The sequence below is a fragment of the Aquisphaera insulae genome, from assembly GCF_011064615.1.
Classification (GTDB): Bacteria; Planctomycetota; Planctomycetia; order Isosphaerales; family Isosphaeraceae; genus Aquisphaera; species Aquisphaera insulae.
The window spans coordinates 24,182-40,295 of the sequence record NZ_JAALJH010000084.1; the positions used below are offsets into that span (position 1 = coordinate 24,182).

The 16,114-nt window shown below is 70.0% G+C and carries 13 protein-coding genes; 3 read left to right on the plus strand and 10 right to left on the minus strand.

The features are described 5' to 3' along the window. Positions 1–316: 316 nt before the first annotated feature. The 6 genes from G6O54_RS29760 to G6O54_RS29785 form a co-directional block, all read right to left on the minus strand. Positions 317–2,734 carry a CRTAC1 family protein gene (locus G6O54_RS29760; protein WP_165231903.1) on the minus strand — a complete coding sequence of 806 codons (2,418 nt, stop codon included), beginning with the start codon at positions 2,732–2,734 and terminating at the stop codon, positions 317–319. A gap of 171 nt (positions 2,735–2,905) precedes the next feature. Further along, positions 2,906–4,198 (minus strand): tetratricopeptide repeat protein, encoded by a 1,293-nt coding sequence (locus G6O54_RS29765; protein WP_165231906.1) that lies wholly within the window; start codon positions 4,196–4,198, stop codon positions 2,906–2,908. Between the two features lie 67 nt (positions 4,199–4,265). Further along, positions 4,266–5,498 (minus strand): tetratricopeptide repeat protein, encoded by a 1,233-nt coding sequence (locus G6O54_RS29770; protein WP_165231908.1) that lies wholly within the window; start codon positions 5,496–5,498, stop codon positions 4,266–4,268. Positions 5,499–5,556: 58 nt separating this feature from the next. Further along, complete coding sequence (locus tag G6O54_RS29775; RefSeq protein ID WP_165231911.1) at positions 5,557–6,648, minus strand: tetratricopeptide repeat protein; 1,092 nt, start codon at positions 6,646–6,648, stop codon at positions 5,557–5,559. A 146-nt stretch (positions 6,649–6,794) separates the two neighbouring features. Next, entirely contained in the window at positions 6,795–7,940 is a 1,146-nt protein-coding gene (locus G6O54_RS29780) for a DUF1559 family PulG-like putative transporter (RefSeq protein ID WP_165231914.1), read from the minus strand. Between the two features lie 220 nt (positions 7,941–8,160). Then, positions 8,161–8,409: a hypothetical protein gene (locus tag G6O54_RS29785; RefSeq protein WP_165231917.1), complete on the minus strand. Its 249-nt coding sequence runs from the start codon at positions 8,407–8,409 to the stop codon at positions 8,161–8,163. A 598-nt stretch (positions 8,410–9,007) separates the two neighbouring features. On the opposite strand from G6O54_RS29785, the gene G6O54_RS29790 reads away from it, so the two are divergent. After that, positions 9,008–9,220 carry a hypothetical protein gene (locus tag G6O54_RS29790; protein WP_165231920.1) on the plus strand — a complete coding sequence of 71 codons (213 nt, stop codon included), beginning with the start codon at positions 9,008–9,010 and terminating at the stop codon, positions 9,218–9,220. Continuing rightward, on the plus strand, positions 9,217–11,019 hold the full coding sequence (locus G6O54_RS29795; RefSeq protein WP_165231923.1) for a CRTAC1 family protein: 1,803 nt from the start codon (positions 9,217–9,219) through the stop codon (positions 11,017–11,019). The genes G6O54_RS29790 and G6O54_RS29795 overlap by 4 nt, the downstream gene beginning before the upstream one ends. Here the strand turns inward: G6O54_RS29795 and G6O54_RS29800 are convergent. Further along, on the minus strand, positions 10,994–11,332 hold the full coding sequence (locus G6O54_RS29800; protein ID WP_165231926.1) for a lipid-A-disaccharide synthase N-terminal domain-containing protein: 339 nt from the start codon (positions 11,330–11,332) through the stop codon (positions 10,994–10,996). The genes G6O54_RS29795 and G6O54_RS29800 overlap by 26 nt on opposite strands. A gap of 3 nt (positions 11,333–11,335) precedes the next feature. Beyond that, positions 11,336–12,199 (minus strand): glycosyltransferase family 2 protein, encoded by an 864-nt coding sequence (locus G6O54_RS29805; RefSeq protein WP_165231929.1) that lies wholly within the window; start codon positions 12,197–12,199, stop codon positions 11,336–11,338. Between the two features lie 425 nt (positions 12,200–12,624). Here G6O54_RS29805 and G6O54_RS29810 point away from each other — a divergent pair, with 425 nt between their 5' ends. After that, positions 12,625–14,085 carry a DNA methyltransferase gene (locus G6O54_RS29810; protein WP_165231932.1) on the plus strand — a complete coding sequence of 487 codons (1,461 nt, stop codon included), beginning with the start codon at positions 12,625–12,627 and terminating at the stop codon, positions 14,083–14,085. A 316-nt stretch (positions 14,086–14,401) separates the two neighbouring features. On the opposite strand, the gene G6O54_RS29815 is transcribed toward G6O54_RS29810, so the two are convergent. Together G6O54_RS29815 and G6O54_RS29820 are read right to left on the minus strand one after the other, a co-directional pair. Further along, on the minus strand, positions 14,402–15,448 hold the full coding sequence (locus G6O54_RS29815) for a helix-turn-helix domain-containing protein (protein ID WP_165231935.1): 1,047 nt from the start codon (positions 15,446–15,448) through the stop codon (positions 14,402–14,404). Between the two features lie 94 nt (positions 15,449–15,542). Next, positions 15,543–15,860 (minus strand): hypothetical protein, encoded by a 318-nt coding sequence (locus G6O54_RS29820; RefSeq protein ID WP_165231938.1) that lies wholly within the window; start codon positions 15,858–15,860, stop codon positions 15,543–15,545. Between the last annotated feature and the right edge of the window lie 254 nt (positions 15,861–16,114).

The following is a 16,114-nucleotide window of genomic DNA, read 5'->3' on the forward strand; positions in this document are numbered from 1 at the left end:
GGCCATCATAAACGCGCCGCACGGCCCCTACCACTGCTGGCGCCGGGAGCGAAGGCCCGTAGGCCGTGGGGTCGCCTCGCTCCTCCGCAGCAACCCCATGGCCCACTCGCGGCGAGAGGGGGAGAGATCTCGCCGCAACCACACCACGCCACGCGGCGAGGGGAGATCGATATCCGCGTGTCCTCGGCCGGGCGTCTCACGGCTCCCGCGGCTCGCCCCCGGTCGCGCCGGCCGGGGAGCGGATGGAGTTGGCCGGGCCGTCGGTCCGCCTGCGGGCGTGGTCGTCGGCCCGTCGGGGATTGTCGCATCGCCTGGGTCAGGGTGCCGCGGGGGGTGGGATCCTGGCCCGCTCGACGACCCGGTACTGGTCCTTGCCCTCGGTGATCTCGATGGCGCGGTCCGCCGGCACGTCGCGGAAGGTCTGGCGGGTGCCGGTGCCGGGCCAGCGGATCTCCAGCGCGTCCACCGACTTCGCGGGGCCCAGGCCGATGAGCGTTTCCAGGCTGTTGCCGCCGAAGCTCGATCCGTTGCCGATGAGCCGGAGGCGCGTCGACGGCTTGCCGTCGGGCCCGCGGACCTCGGCCCGGACCTCGGCCCCGATGGCCGCCCGATTGGCGCGAGTGCCCACCAGCTTCACGTTGAGCCAGTGGTTGCCGTTGCCGGGGTTCTGGAAGAGCACGTTGTGCGCCTTGTCGCCGGGCGTCGCCCCGCCGGCCCCCAGGAAGATGTCCAGGTCGCCGTCGGCGTCCCAGTCGGCCATGGAGATCCCGTGGCCCTTCTGGAGGTGGCCCGTGCCGCTCGCCGCCGTCACGTCCTCGAAGCGGGCCCCCCCGGCGTTGCGGAGCAACACGTTGGGCACGACGTAGAAGCACGCCGGCTGGCCGGTGCCGAGGTAGGCATCGAGGTATCCGTCGTTGTCGATGTCGCCGAAGTTGGAGCCCATGACCACCCAGACGCGGTCGAGGGCGGCCTCCGCGGACACGTCGCGGAAGCCGGCGGGGCCCTCGTTGCGGTAGAGGCGGGGCCGCTCGCCGCCGCCCTGCTGGCCGAGGCGGCTGGCGACGATGTCGGAGAGCGAGGCGCCGAAGCCGGTGACGTAGATGTCCAGGCGGCCGTCGTTGTCGTAGTCCCAGAACCAGCAGGAGAAGCTGCGGATCGGCTCGGCGACGCCCAGCGCCCTGGCGACGTCGGTGAACGTGCCGTCGCCGTTGTTGCGGTAGAGCCGGTTCTCCGAGCCGGCGTTCGAGACGTAGAGGTCGAGGTGGCCGTCGCCGTCGTAGTCGCCCCAGGCGGCGCCCTTGGCCCGGCGCTCGTTGCGGACGCCGGCGGAGTCGGCGACGTCGGTGAACGTGCCGTCGCCGTTGTTGCGGTAGAGCCGGCAGTAGTTGCGGGCGTCCGCGCTGCCCTGGTAGCTGTAGGAGCCGGCGGCGGCGGCCCCCGCGCCGGACACGTATTCGCCGCAGGCGAAGAAGTCGAGGCGGCCGTCGCCGTCGTAGTCGCCCCAGGCCACGGACTGGCAGGCGATCGGCGTCCCAAGGCCGCTGGCGAGGGTCACGTCGGCGAAGCGGCCCTTCCCGTCGTTGCGCAGGAGCGAGAGGCGGAACGGCTTCTCCCAGCCGCCCCGCATCAGGATCACGTCGAGGTCGCCGTCGTTGTCGAAGTCGGCCTGGTTGCAGTTCAGCGCGGCGACCTGGTCCTCGAGGCCGGCGTCGAGGCGCTCCTCGAAATGGCCGTCGCCCTTGTTGAGGAAGAGGTGGCATCCCTCGTCCGGGTCGGACGTGGAGGTGAACACGTCGATACGGCCGTCGCCGTCGAAGTCATCGGTGATGGTGCCGCCGGCCATGTTCTCGTGGGGATCCAGCCCCGCCGCGGGCCCGACGTTGGCGAAGCGAGGGACGACACCGACCGGCCCGGCCGGCTCCGGCGCGATCCGGAGAGACGGCGGGACGGCGTCGGGGTACTCGCCCAGGGTCATCGCGGCGACGCTGTAGAGCCAGCGGACGCCCAGGTCTTCGGGCCGGGCCTTCAGGTAGGCGGCGAAGTGCTCCATCGCGGCGCGGGAGCCGGCGGGACGCCTGTGGATGACGCTGGCGGCCAGGGGGAAAATGCAGCTCTCCTCCTGGCGGCAGGCCACGCAGTTGTCCACCTCGCCGCGGCGGAGGGAGGCGACGCCCAGCAGGGCCTCGTAGTTGGCCCGCATCAGGTCGCTGCGATCGGGCTCCAAGTCGCGGGCGGCCTCGAACTCCTTCATGGCCTCGTCGAACTTCCCCTCGTACATATGCAGGCCGCCGATCGCCAGGTGGAGCTGCGTGACCTGGAGCGCGGCGTCGGGGTCGCTCGACGGCACCTGGGCCAGGACCGTCCGCAGGTATTCGACCCCACGGCGGGCCCGGCCGCTCACGTTGGCGCGGATCGCCGGCAGCGACGTCTGGTCCGATTCCTCGTCGGTGAAGCGGACGCCGAAGAAGTAGCCGCTGTCGTCGAACCAGCCCTCGCCGTATAGTTGCGGGGTGCCGTCGGGCCTCAGGTTCCAGGGCCTGCGTCCGGCGGCCTGCGGGCGGTCCGGAGCCTTGCGGGCGTCGGCGATGGAAGGTGCCGCGGCGGGCCGGCGACTCGCGACCCGACCATCGTTGGGGGTCGCGGTGGCCAGGAGCACGTAGGAGATCCCGGCCGCCAGGACGACGAGCAGGGTCAGCACCAGCAAGCCACGGATGGCCCGGTTCACGTCGCGCATCGCCGCCCTCCTCGCCATCGATCCCCCGACCGGAGCCGCGGGGCCTCTCCGCCGACATCACCGGCCGCGGATCGTCCGCTTCATTGTCGCCCGGCGAGGGGACGAGGGCCAGTCCCCGGCGACCGGCTCGCCATCGGCCTCGCGGCGACCGACATGGCCCCATCCCCCGCCTCAGGATCGGTCCGCGAGCATGTTGAAGGCTTCCTGCAAGCGGCCGAATCCGAGCGTCCCGCAGATCGCCCCCAGGCGCCTCATCGCTGTCGGCAGGTCGGGGGTGCTTTGCTGGTTCTTCTCCGCCGCCTCCTGGGCGATGAGCATCTGGCCGAAGGCCACGCGGAGGGCACCGCGGGCCTCTCGCAGGCTGTCGGCCGCCTTGCGGTGCTCGGCGGCGGCGGTGCGGTCGCCCTGCCGTTCCTCCATCATCGCCAGCCGATACTGAGAGGCCATCACGTAGGGGTTCAACTCCAGCGCCTTGCGGTAGTCCGCGGCCGCGCCGGCCCAGTCGCCAACCTTCTCCTTCGCCAGGCCCCGGAACCTCCAGATCTCCGGCTCGTCCGCGGCGGACGCCGGCACCTTGGCCAGGAGCGCGGCCCACGCGGCCTCGTCGCCCAGGTCGTGGAGCATGGAGAGGTAATCGCGCCAGGCCCTGGCATCCTCGGGCCGCCCGGCGATGCAGGCCCGGAAGTCCCGCTCGGCATCCTCCTTGCGGCCCAGGGCGATCTCGGCGCGAGCCCGGGCGCGGAGCGCCTCCCAGTCCGTCGGATCGGCGGCAACATAGCGCTCCAGGATCGGCATCGCCGCCTCCGGCGCGATGCGCTCCAGCTCGCTCTTGACGCGCATGCTCAGCAGCGCCAGGCGGTCGTCGGGGCCGGCCCGGTCGTAGGTCTCCCAGATGACCCGGGCCGCGTCCTCCCAGCGGTTCTCCGTCGCATACAGGCCAAGGAGCTGCTGGCTGGCGGCCCCCAGGATCTCCGGCGGGGTGGGATGCAGCGGATCGTCCTCGACCAGGCCCAGCCAGCAGGCCTCGGCGTCCTTGGCCCGGTCGGCCATGAGGTAGGACTGCCCCTCGCGGAAGACCGCCTCGGGCTTCTCGGGCGACCAGGCCGGGACCTCGTGGAGCTGCCGGGCGCAGCCGATGGTGTCCCCCCCGGCTCCCAGGGTCCGGGCCAGCAGGAGCCGTGCCTCCACATCCCGGGAAGACCGCCGGAGGCGCTCGCGGAGGGAGGATTCGGCCCGGGCGTATTGCTGGCGATTCATCATCGCCTCGATCGCCGCCGTGCTCGCGACGTCTCGCGTATCGCGCCAGTACCACCAGGCATTGAAGGCGATCAGCGCGGCACACAGGGCCATGAGGACGGGCACCGACCGCGAGGGGCGGGGACGAGTTGCGCCACGGCCAACCGTCGCCGGCGTCTCGTCGGGGATGCGCGTCGGCCTGGCGTCCTGGGGCGCTTCGGTGATCATGGCTGCTACGTCGAGGAGAGGGGGTCCCGTTGCACGCCCCGTGACATCTGTCCCTGTCATCCTGATGTTACTTGAGTCGCTGAAGGGCGGCAAGGCTGGTGGCGTCGCCCGGGGCGTCGCGGAGCACCAGCCGATGCCAGGCGCGCGCCTCATCAAATCGACCCACCCGCTCGCGCAGGGAGGCCAACCGATGGTAGAGATCCACGTGCGGCGTGAGGCCGAGCGTGGGCAAGGCCAGGGCCTCCGTGCGGACCGCGGACACGTCCTTGACCGCCTGCTTGTGGTCGCCGAGTCGCTCGTCGGCGCGGCGGACCTGCTCGCCCTCGCCGAGCGCCCTGTAGGACATCCGCAGCCGGTAGAGCAGGGCCGCGTCGTAAGGCTCGAGGTCGTAGGCGCGACGATACGCCGCCATGGCCCGGGGCCAGTCGCGATGGCCCTCCGCCACCGCCCCCTCGAACTTGGCAAACCGCGGATCCCCGCGGAGCGCCCCGGGGAGCCGGCGCAACTCCTCGTCGAGCCGCTCCGGCCGGTAGCCTTCGACCAGGCCGGTCAGCCAGCCGTCCCAGGCCTCGGCCGAGTCGGGGTGACGCTCCAGCACCTCGCGGAGCACCTCCAGCCCGCGCTCCGCCTGGCTGTCACGCACCAGGGCGAGCCCCACGGCCACCCCCAGCGGCAGGTTCGACGGATCCTGCTTCCAGGACGGCTCGAACGTCTGGACCTGGGAGCCGGGGGCGATCCGGTCGACGTCGATCCGGACCATCTCCAGGAGCAGCCGCACCCGGTCGCGGGGATCGGGCTCGTGCTCGAACAGCCTCATCCCCAGTTCGTGTGCCTCCTTGACCCGGCCCTCGAAGTCGAGCAGGTCCAGCAGCGCCCAGCCGGCCTCGGGCACGCGCGGGTCCAGCTCCAGGGCCCGCTTCCAGAGTCCCTCGGCGGCGGCGTACTCCTTTAGTTGGTAGCGGGCTTTGCCCTCGGAGAAGCGGATCAGGGCCTCCTCCGGATGCGTCCTCGGGCGGATCCGGCCGAGGTGCTCCAGGGCGACCTCCGGCCTCGGATCGGGCCGGTCCATGGAGAACTGCGCCATGAGCAGATGCCCCCTCGAGTCGTCGGGATGCACCCGCAGGTAGTTTGAGAGGAGGCCCTCGGCGCGGTCGAAGTCCCGCTGCCGTGCGAGGGAGCAGATCTCCACCAGGCTCGGAGCGGAGCCCCGCCCGCGCCAGAGGGCGAGTGCCCCGGCGACGGCGAGGACCAGCAGGCCCACCAGGATCGACCGGATCGGAACGCCGGCACGTGCGCTCATCGATATCGCCTCACCCGGGCCGTACCCATCGGCCATCTTGCGGCCTCACTTCGCTCGATCAGAGCGCATACCGCGGCCAGGGATCCTTGTCCTTCCGCACTCTCTTCGCGCGATCGCCGGCCGCCTCGATCTCGCGATCGACGCGGGCCGACTCGGCCGTCTGCCCCAGCAGGCGATGGGCCCTGGAGAGGTCGTGGAGCACGTCGATCCGCTGGGGCTCGCGGCGGTGGGCCTGCTCCAGATGGTCACGGGCCGATTCGAAGTGCTTCCGCATCAGGTCGATCTTGCCCAGATTGAAGAGGGCCGTCGCATCCTTCCGGTCCCATTCGGCCGCCTCCTTGAAGCACCGCTCCGCCTCGTCGAGCCGCCCCTGCTGGAGGTAGGCCCGCCCCAGCGTGTTCATCAGCTCGGCATCGGGAGACTCTTCCAGCGCCCGCTTCAGGTAGCGTTCGGCGTCCTCGCTGCGCCCGACCTTGATCAGGTCGGCGGCATAGAAGCTCCAGAACTCGCGACGGGGCAGCGGCATGAGCTTCAGCTCCGGGTCGACCTCGAGGACGTGATCGAAGGCGGCGACCGCGATCTCGCGGTCCCGCTCGACGTGGGCGACGGCCCCGCGGAGGGTGTGGCCGATCGGGGCCCCGCCGGGGATCTTGATCAGCCGATCGGCCAGCCCCAGGAGCTGGGGGATGTTATTCTCGCTGAATTGCACGGCCGCCAGCCGCCGCAGGGCCGTCACGTTCCCCGGCCAGCGTTCCAGGATCTGCTCATACGCCCGGATCGCCTTCGCCCGATGGTTGCCTCGCACCAGGCCGTAGGCGCGGATCTGAAGGTCGTTGAGGTCGAGCGTGCCGGCCCGCGCGTAGTAGCCCTCGGCGGCCTCGGCGAAGTCGAGCCGGCTCAGGCATGCCGCCGCCACCCTCGCGGCCTCGCGGCTCCAGGGGCGACGGTCCAGGTGATCCAGGGCGGCGCGGAGGGCGGCGGTCAGCTCGCCCCGCGCATAGGCACGCCGGGCCACCTGCAGCGCCTCCGACCGGGTCAGGTTCCAGGCGGTGACGGCCAGGAGCCCCACCAGCAGTAGCAGGCTCGCAAGGAAGAGTCCCCGCCTTCGGGCCGGGCCCCTCGATGAGGTGGGATGTAGGTGCTGACTCATTCGTCGCCCGGATCGTGTGCGGAATCGGAATGGAGAGAAGCCCCCGCCGGTCGACCGGCGGGGGCTTCTCGGGGACTACCTGGGAGAAGGCCTTGGGCCGTTCTCGGTCGGGCTGGATCGGATGCGGTCGGATCGACCGCACCCCATCAGAGGCTGTCGGCGCTGAGCACCTCGCCGCCGTCCGGCGTGGCGACCGCGTACCAGCTCTGGTAGTTGATCGAGCTCTTGATGAACCGCACCGACCCGTCCATGAACAGCGTGTTCACCCCGCCGGGGTGGTTCGAGCTCGCCGCGATCATGGTGATGGTGCCGCGGCCGTCCTGACCAACGTCGCCGTACGCGCAAGACGTCCGGTTGGGCGTCTGCGTGTGCGAGTAGATCGTCGTCCCGCCGAAGCCCCACCATTCGCCCTTCCATTGCCAGTTCTGGTTGGCGTTGGTGATCGGCACCGCATCGCAGATCTGCTTGAACTTGTAGTCGGACGTGACGTAGTTTGAATTCTGGCCGAGGTTGTACACCTCCAGCAGGCCATTCTTCGAGGAGCCGGTTCCCACGGCCTGCCCCTTGATCCACTCGCTGAAGATCACGGTGTTGCTGGTGCCGTCCTGGAATGTCGTCAGGTTGGTGGTGGTGTTGACGGCATTGTCCCAGTTGCTGGCGACGTAATTGGGGCCGGTGAGCTTCCAGCTCGAGTCGGCCACGCCGCCGGTAATCCGCCGGTTCAGGCCGATGTTGACCGGGTAATTGAACGTGCCGACGAGCTTGGACGTCCCGTTGACGACCATCTTGCCCGACCCGCCCGGGTTGGTGTCCGACGGGCAGAGGAACGAGTTGATCATCGTGACCAGCACGGTCATCTGCGGGATCGCCATGCCGCCCATGGCGGCGCCATCGTCGGGGGGATTACCTACCGGGTCCTTGGGGTAGTAGCCGTTATTGCCGTCGTCCCAGCGGGCGCCGAAGTTCCAGTTGATGGCGTTGTACAGCGTCCCCTGCTCCATGTACGGAAGCAGCCGCGCGTGCTGCGACCAGTTCTGACGCCCCATCCCCGGGATGTCCGAGCCGTTGGAAAACCGCTGGTTGTCCACGGAGACCGGCGGCAGCGCCTCGTTGGCACTGACGTAGTTGTGCATCGCCAACCCGAGCTGCTTCAGGTTGTTGGTGCACTGGGCACGACGGGCCGCCTCGCGCGCCGACTGCACGGCCGGCAGCAGCAAGGCGATGAGGACCGCGATGATCGCGATCACCACCAGCAGCTCAATCAGCGTGAACCCACGCTCTCTTGGCCTCATGTCAACTCCTCTAGAAAGAATGAAAATAAAGAGGATCGAAATCGAACGATCGGGCTGCCCGGAATCGAAGGCCCGCGGTCGTCGATCGCCGGCGCGATCGGGTCGATCGGGGCCTCGCCAAACAAGAAAATATCTCCGGGTCAACTCGATCCGAACACATCAGCCGGGCCGGGAGCCCGGCCAACCCCCAGGCGGGAGCCTTCGCCCCGCCTGGTGTGGATCACTGCTTGGGCTTCTCGGCGGGCTTGGCCTTGGCCCCGCCCGATTGCACGCCCCCGAAACCCGGGTTCCGAGTGCGATACTCCTCCATCGTCTTGGCCGGCGGCGGCGCATTCGCCGGGGGGCCCGTATCCTTCACGTTCGCCGCCTGCTCCTTGATGGCCGCCTCGTTGTCCTCGCTGCAGCCCGCCAGCCCCAGCATGCAAAAGCCGAGTAGACCGACGCCCAACACACCCATGAGGAACTTCATGATGGATCTTCTCTCCTGCGACATGCTCGACGGAAGATGAAAATGAAGGACGCTTATCAAGGAATCGATCCTCGATCTCCTCTCGGCAGTCTTGGTGGCATGGGCCCTACGGCCCACTCCGTTCAATCACTTGCATGTCGTGGGCCCACCACCCGAAAGCCGAGAACTCGTGTGAGTACGGGGCTTCCGGCAGGTATCGACACACACGCGAGAATGCAATCGGAGATCCATCGACCGCATTCACTGCCCAGACGCATGATCCCGTGGGACCAGTGATTGCGACGAAGAAACGACCCAAGACCGCCATCCTAGCGTCGGTGAATCTGAATGCAATATACTTGCGGATTCTGCTCGAGAAAATCGACACGCACGAACTGACCGGAATCGTATGCTTCCACAAGTCATCGGCCATCTGCGAGCCGTTCTTCATCGATCGGGTTCGGCGATGAAGACCGGAGCCGTCGAGCCAGCCCGATCCGGGCTCCACGCCGCAGCGACCGCCCCTCCTCCTATTCATGATCGCCCCCGTTTCATCGGGGCGTCGTCGAGCTTCGATCCACGGGCAAATCCGGGCGTCGACCGGGGGATGCAGGTCGAATTGACGACCGGCGGAAACGCCGGGCCACCCGTCAATCGAAGCTCGGTGGACCACCAGGACTCTATCAACGCCATGGACGCGTTCGCGGCCGCCCGGACCTGGGATTCGTACGCCCTGCCGGCCTTCCTCCGCTCGCCGCCGCGGGCGCGGGTGCCGTCCGCGGTCGTCCTGGACTGGGAAGCTGTGCCGGTGGTCATCGGAGGCGGATCGTGACACGAGGCAGGTGGGGCGGGGCGATTCGGATCGCAGGCCTGGTTTCCTCCTGGGCGGGCCTGATCGCGTGCACGGGTTGCCACCGCGTCGATCCCGCCGGTCGGGGCTCAGCGCCTGCCGAGGGCTCGCACCCGACGGGATCTGCGGCGGAGCGGACGGGGGCCCCGCCGGCCCGGCCTCCGCTGGTCTTCCGCGCCCAGGAGATCCCTTTCCGCTACGACCGCGGCGAGACGGGGAATGCCTGGCCCAGCGAGACGACCGGCGGCGGCTGCGCCATCCTCGATTTCGACGGCGACGGCCGCCCCGACCTCTTCTTCGCCCAGGGGGGGCCGCTGGCGCCCGGCAGGGACCGGGAGCGGCCGGCGGACACCCTCCTACGGAACCTGGGCGACGGTCGGTTCGAGGACGTCTCGGCGCGGGTGGGCCTGACGCCGAAGGCTTACGGCCAGGGGGTCGCCGCGGCCGATTATGACGGCGACGGCGACACCGACCTCTACGTCACCCGCTACGGCCGCAACACGCTCTGGCGGAACGACGGCGGCCGGTTCACCGACGTCGCCAAAACGGCCGGCGTCGATTGCCCCCTCTGGAGCCTGGGCGCCGCGTTCCTGGACTACGACCGCGACGGCGACCTCGACCTATTCGTCGCCAACTACTTCGCCTTCGAGCCCGCGGCCGCCCCCTTCAGCCGCGACCCGAAGACCGGGGCCCCGCGCCATGGGATGCCCCGGGAGTTCGTCGGCCTGCCGGACGTCCTCTACCGCAACAACGGCGACGGCACGTTCGCCGACGTCACCGCGAAGGCCGGCGTCGCGGGGCGGGGGCGGGGCATGGGCTGCCTGGCCGCGGATTTCGACGACGACGGCTGGGTCGACATCCTCGTCGCCAACGACGCCGAGCCCAATACCCTGTGGCGGAACAGCCACGACGGGACCTTCGTCGATGTGGCCCCCGCCTGGGGCATCGCCGTCAACGGCAGCGGGCAGGTCGAGGCCAACATGGGGATCGCCCGCGGGGATTGCGACGGGGACGGGCTCCAGGACGTGATCATCTCCCATTTCTTCGGCGAGCATGCCACGCTCTGGCGGCAGGGGAGGCTGGGCGACGGCTCGACATTCTTCGAGGACCGCACCGAGGCCTCCGGCCTGGTCATGGCCACCCAGGCCCTGACCGGCTGGGGGATCGCCCTGGCCGACTTCGACCAGGATGGGCTGCTCGACCTCGCCCTGACCAACGGCCATATCCGCCCCGAGCCCGCCCAGACCTTCCCCTACGAGAACCCCCCGATCATCTGGCGGAACTCCGGCGTAGGGGGGCGGTTCGACGACGTCTCGAAGACCGCCGGCCCTTACTTCCAAGGCCTCCACCTCGGCCGTGGCCTCGCCGCCGGCGACATCGACGGAGACGGCGACATCGACCTCGTCATCGTCCACCACTACGCCCCCGGCGTCATCCTCTGGAACGAGACGGCGTCGGCCGGGCATTCCCTCCTCCTGGATCTCCGCGGCCGCGGCAAGGCCCGTGACGCCCCGGGCGCCCGGATCGAGGCCCGGGTCGGCGGCAGGACGCTGGTCCGTTCCCTCGACGGCGGCGGCAGCTATGTCTCCACCCATGACCGCCGCATCCATCTCGGCCTGGGCCCGGCATCCTTCGTCGATCGCATCGAAATCCGCTGGCCCGACGGCTCGGCCGAGACCCGAATGAACGTCCCCGCCGGCGGCGTCCTGACCTGGCGCCAGGGGCAGCCACCCTCGGCGCAGGACTTCTCCCCTTTCACCGCGGCCCCGACGGCTCCCTGACACCCGCCCGGGTCGGGTGCGGGCCCGAATGGGCCGAGGCCCGAGACGGCCGGCGTCGCGACTCGCCCAGCAGCATCAGGTTCCGGACGTAGACGACCAGCCCCATCGCCTGGCCGACGGCGAAGACCGGCTCGCGGCGGCCGATCGCGTAGCCGAGCAGGGTCGCCCCCCCCGCCAGGCTCAGCCACCAGAAGGCCACCGGCACCACGGAGTCTCCCCGACGCTCCGAGGCCAGCCACTGCACCGCGAACCGGGCGGTGAACATCGCCTGACCGACGAACCCGACCGCCAGCAAGATCGCCCCCCGCGACATGGCTCAGCCCCCCTCCGACATCGACTCGGCCGCGACGAAGGCGCCGGCCCGCCCGATCCGCCCGGGCCGCCCCATCACCTCGTACCGGAGCGGCCTGCGCATCAGCCAGGCGACTCCGAGGAGGTCCACCACGACCCTCAGCGATCGGTTCCGGAAGTTGTAATGGGAGCGGCCGTGGGCCCGGGGCCGATGGTTCACGGGCACCTGGAGGACCCGGCATCCCTCGCGGATCAGGAGCGGCCCGTAAAACCGGTGGACCCCGTGGAAGGCGGGCATCCGGAGCGCCTGCTCGCGGCGGAAGATCCGCATCGAGCACCCGGTGTCCCGGATCGACTGGCCGAGGATCGCGTTCCGGACCGCGTTGGCCGCGCGGCTGATCGCCCGCCGCGACCAGGTGTCGGCGCGGCGGGCCCGCCAGCCGAGCACCGCGTCATGGCCCGGCAAGGCCTCCCAAAGCGCGGCCAGGTCCGCCGGGTCGTTCTGCAAGTCCGCGTCCAGGGTGGCGACCCAGTCCCCCCCCGCGGCGTGGAAGCCCGCGGCGGTGGCCGCCGACTGGCCGACGTTCCTCGCCAGGATCAGGGGACGGAGCTCGGCGACGGTCGCCGCCAGGTCCTCGAGGATCGCCGCGGTCGCGTCGGTCGAGCCGTCATCGACGACCAGGATCTCGAAGCCCCGGAGCCGCGGCACACCGGACCCGGACCGCCCGCGGCGAAGCGGCCTCAGCGCCCCGACGATCTCGTCCACGAGCCGGGGCAGGCCGGGCCCTTCGTTCCGGGCCGGCACCACCACGGACAGGAAATCCCGGCCGTCCCGCGACGCCGGCGCGGGCGGGACGGGGCCGGACGGGTCGAATCGAAGGGTGGACACCGCGGACCTCCCTGTCCGATGGGGTTCCGATCGTGGACCTATCACGCCGCTCCCGGTCCCGTCGAACACGGGGCGGGCGGGACTGAGTCGAGATGAGGCCGGGATTCTGCAACAGAACGCCCCGCGGGTCCACCCCAACCTGGCCCCGCGGCCGGCCCGACGGCCCGCTCCGCGGCCTCACCCGGGCTCGAGGCCCAGCTCCCGGAACCGTGCGGCCAGGCGGTCGGCGCGGGGGATGACAACGGGGGCGATCCTGATTTCGAGGCAAGCCAGGACCCCATGGGCCGTTTCGAGAGGACGACCCGTGGCGCCGTGGCACCCACCCCGATAATCCCTCCTCGACAGGCTCGGAGGATTCCGCTAACCTCCCGCGCGCCCTGCGGCCGACTCGCTCACGGGCCCCGATCGAACAAGGACGTTCCACCATGCACGCTTCCGCCGCCAGGTCCCCGGCACGGGATCATCCCCCCACGCAGGTCCACGAACTCCACCCGCCCATCCGCCCGATCGACCCTCGCGACCTCATCCCCAGCGAGATCAGCCGGTCCATCTACGGCGACCCCGCCGCCGAATCCGACGACCTCCTCGAGAGCATCCGAGAGCAGGGGATCCTCGTCCCCCTGGTCGTCACCCCCGCCGCCAGCAACCGCTGGGAGATCCTCTCCGGCCACCGCCGCTGGACCTGCGCCATGGAACTCAAACTCGAGCAGGTCCCCTGCGAGATCCGCCCCGTCCGCTCCGAGACCGCCCGCCAGCACCTCATCCTCGAATTCAACCGCTACCGCACCAAGTCATTCAGCCAGCGGATGCGCGAGGCCGACGTCCTCGAGGAAATCGTCGCCCGCCGGGCGAAGCAGCGAAGTCTAGACAACCTGCGTCGTCCCGATCGCACCGAGGCCGGATCGCCCGAAGAGGCCCCATTCCCCGATCGTCGGAATTCCGACGATCAGAGCGGAGGTAAGGGCAGGACAGGGGAGGCGGGCCGGACCGACGCGGCGATCGCGGAACGGCTGGGGATCGGAGGCAAGGACGTCTACCGCCAGGCCCGCGCCATCTGGCGGGCCGCCCGGGAGGGAGACGTCCGGGCCGGGAGCGGGATCGAGCAGCTCGACGCCGGGACCAAGACCATCCACGCGGCCTACAAGGACCTGCGGCGCCGCGATCGGTTCACAACCGATTTTCGTCCAACACCTTACGACGTCTGGGCCTTCCGCCACGATCGGGCCTTCGGCATCCCCCATCCCGGCTCCATCCCCCCCGCCATCATCGCCCACGCCCTCCACTACTTCAGCCCCGTCGGCGGCCTGGTCGTCGACCCCATGGCCGGCGGCGGAACCACCCTGGACGTCTGCGAGTCCATGGGCCGGCGCTGCCTCGCCTACGACCTGGAACCCACCCGCCACGACATCCGCCGCCACGACATCCGCCACGGCTTCCCCCCGGAAGCCGCCGGCGCGGACCTGATCTTCTGCGACCCTCCTTACCACAGCATGCTCGCACGCTCTTACCCCGAGGGGAGTGTCGCCGCGCTGCCGCTCTCGGGCTGGATCGAGTTCCTGGAGGAGCTGGCCCGCCGGGCGTTCGCCACCCTCCACCCAGGCGGCTGCTTCGCCATCCTCCTGGCCTCGCAGACAGAGAAGGACCTCCCCGCGGGCCACGGCTACCTGGATCACGCCTTTATAAGCTATGCCGCCTCGCTCCGCGCCGGGTTCCTGCCTGAGCGTCGGATCAGTTGCCCGATGGACGGGGCCTACCTCCCGCAGCAGGTCCGGCGGGCGCGGACCGAGGGCCGGCTCCTGGGGCAGGTCCGCGACCTCCTGGTCATGCGAAGGCCGTCGAATCCGCGGGATGCCGCCCCGGGGATCGTTGCCCCTTATACGCAATAGGCTGGCCGAGGAGCCCTCGATCCCCCGGGGAATTCAGGGGATTGTCGTCCCGCAAACGCAATGTCATACTGCCACAACGGCACCCGCCAAAATGACATCGCCCATAAGGGGATAGGGCAAACGCGGCGAGGGCGCACCGCGGCCGCCGGGTCATGCACCCGGACGCAGATGAGGCGATCGCATCCGGGGCAGGGGAGCTCGATGCGGATCCTGGCCGCAAGGGGACGGCGATCCGGGGGATCTCCGCTCCGCTCGACACGCCCGAGAAAGACGTTCGCCCGCAACGACTTGCGGTGATCTCAGCGTCCCGGGACGCTCACTCCACCGGCTCGCCGCAGGCGAGCTCATACACCTTGCCCCGGACGAAGGGATTGGAGAGGGTGGGATTGCGGCGGACGAGGGGCTCGGGCAGGAGGGAGATCGCCCGGGCGGTCAGCCGCTCGACCTCCTCGGGGCCGAGCTGCTCCAGGACGTAGGCGATCGCGGCCTCCTCGGACGCCTTCGCCTCGGCCTGCATCGACTTCTGGTGCCGCGTTTCGAGGGCCCGGAGCTGCGATTCGAGCTCCCGCCGCCGCCCTTCCAGGCGGGTGGCCACCTGGGGAAGGAGGTCGTAGCCGTCCTCGATCCCCGCCCGGATGTAGCCGGCGCCGTTCTGGAGCTTGCCCTGGCTCTGGAGGTAGAGGGCATTCAGCAGGACCTTGGCCACGGCCTCGGGATCCTTCTGGGCGACGAGCTTGCCGGCGAGGTTCTTCGGGATTCCCTGGTCCGTCAGCAGTTCCTGCAAATCAACAGCAACAAGGAGCCGCCCCTCGGCCGTCATCCGGAACGGCGTCCCCGGGATCGGGATGGTGGTTGTCTCGTCGGTTTTCGAAGCTGGTTCTTGTTCGGGCCGAACGTCCCGGCCACCCCGGCCCACCGTCCGGGCCTCCACCGGTCCAGGTTCTGGACCGGCCAGCGAGGGCTCATCTAAGAAAATTGGACCGGTTTCCGCCCCTAGATCTAAGAATTCTGGACCGGTTTTGCCCTTCTTCCTGGACGGGTTATCAGGTTTTTCACCCCGCTTGCCGGTGGGCCGCTCGGCCGGCGCCGGCTGACGGAGGATCTTGTAGGCGGTGGATCGCCCCTTCGACCGGCTGGCGGCCAGCACGCCGGCCCGGGTCAGGTCCTCGATCGCCGTGATCACGGTCTGGCGCGAGAGCCCCGCCTGGCGGGCGATCGTGCGGATGCTCGGATAGGCCCAGTCCGTGCCGAAGTCGGAGTAGAGGCCGATCACCAGGTAGACCTTGATGGCCGACCCGCCGATCGACTTGAACGCCTCGGAGCGGAGCAGGTCGTGCTCGACCCGGAAGAAGTACGACGCCATCGCCTGGGCTACCTTGCTGGGGAGACGGACGGGGCCTCGCGGCCCCGAGTCGGGATGAGGCGCCTGGAAGATAAAGAAGGCCGGAGGCGGGCGCTCAGTCCGCCGGGCCGTCCGGCGGCCCGGGGATGTAGTAGGTCTTCACCTTCCCGCGCTGGCGGGTCGTGGAGACGACCAGCCCCAGCGCCTCGAGCCGGCCGAGGCCGTCGAGGACGGCGGGGCAGGAGAGCCCCGTCCGGGACATGAGCCGATTGAGGCTGATGGTCACGCTGCAATCCGACCGCCCGTCCGCGGCCTCGATGATCGCCAGGTAGACCTTGATCCCCTCGCCCCGGATCCTCGCCAGGTATCCGCGGTCGAAGAGCATGGTGGAGACCCAGTCGGCCCGGGTCGTCTCGGCCGTCGCTACCGCCATGACGTGTGACTCCCTCCGCACCGACGATCCGTCACCCCGACGAATCATCCATCCCTGGCTGGCCCCTGGTCCCTGGGTCGGCCAACTCCAAGCATATCACGCGAAATTCCGGAGCAGGGTGTTGACCTGCGAGTATTCTCGGTTAGTATTACCCCTGTCCCAAGCACAAAAGGGCCACGAAACAACGGCCGGGACGAGTCACAAACAGTGGCTCGGACCGGCCGAACGCGTCGGCGGCCTGAACCTTGGGACGA

Coding starts and splice junctions, on each gene's coding strand:
- G6O54_RS29815 (WP_165231935.1), bottom strand. CDS start 15,448: ATGGCGTCGTACTTCTTCCGGGTCGAGCACGACCTGCTCCGCTCCGAG.
- G6O54_RS29780 (WP_165231914.1), bottom strand. CDS start 7,940: ATGAGGCCAAGAGAGCGTGGGTTCACGCTGATTGAGCTGCTGGTGGTG.
- G6O54_RS29760 (WP_165231903.1), bottom strand. CDS start 2,734: ATGCGCGACGTGAACCGGGCCATCCGTGGCTTGCTGGTGCTGACCCTG.
- G6O54_RS29800 (WP_165231926.1), bottom strand. CDS start 11,332: ATGTCGCGGGGGGCGATCTTGCTGGCGGTCGGGTTCGTCGGTCAGGCG.
- G6O54_RS29770 (WP_165231908.1), bottom strand. CDS start 5,498: ATGAGCGCACGTGCCGGCGTTCCGATCCGGTCGATCCTGGTGGGCCTG.
- G6O54_RS29810 (WP_165231932.1), top strand. CDS start 12,625: ATGCACGCTTCCGCCGCCAGGTCCCCGGCACGGGATCATCCCCCCACG.
- G6O54_RS29765 (WP_165231906.1), bottom strand. CDS start 4,198: ATGATCACCGAAGCGCCCCAGGACGCCAGGCCGACGCGCATCCCCGAC.
- G6O54_RS29785 (WP_165231917.1), bottom strand. CDS start 8,409: ATGAAGTTCCTCATGGGTGTGTTGGGCGTCGGTCTACTCGGCTTTTGC.
- G6O54_RS29820 (WP_165231938.1), bottom strand. CDS start 15,860: ATGGCGGTAGCGACGGCCGAGACGACCCGGGCCGACTGGGTCTCCACC.
- G6O54_RS29775 (WP_165231911.1), bottom strand. CDS start 6,648: ATGAGTCAGCACCTACATCCCACCTCATCGAGGGGCCCGGCCCGAAGG.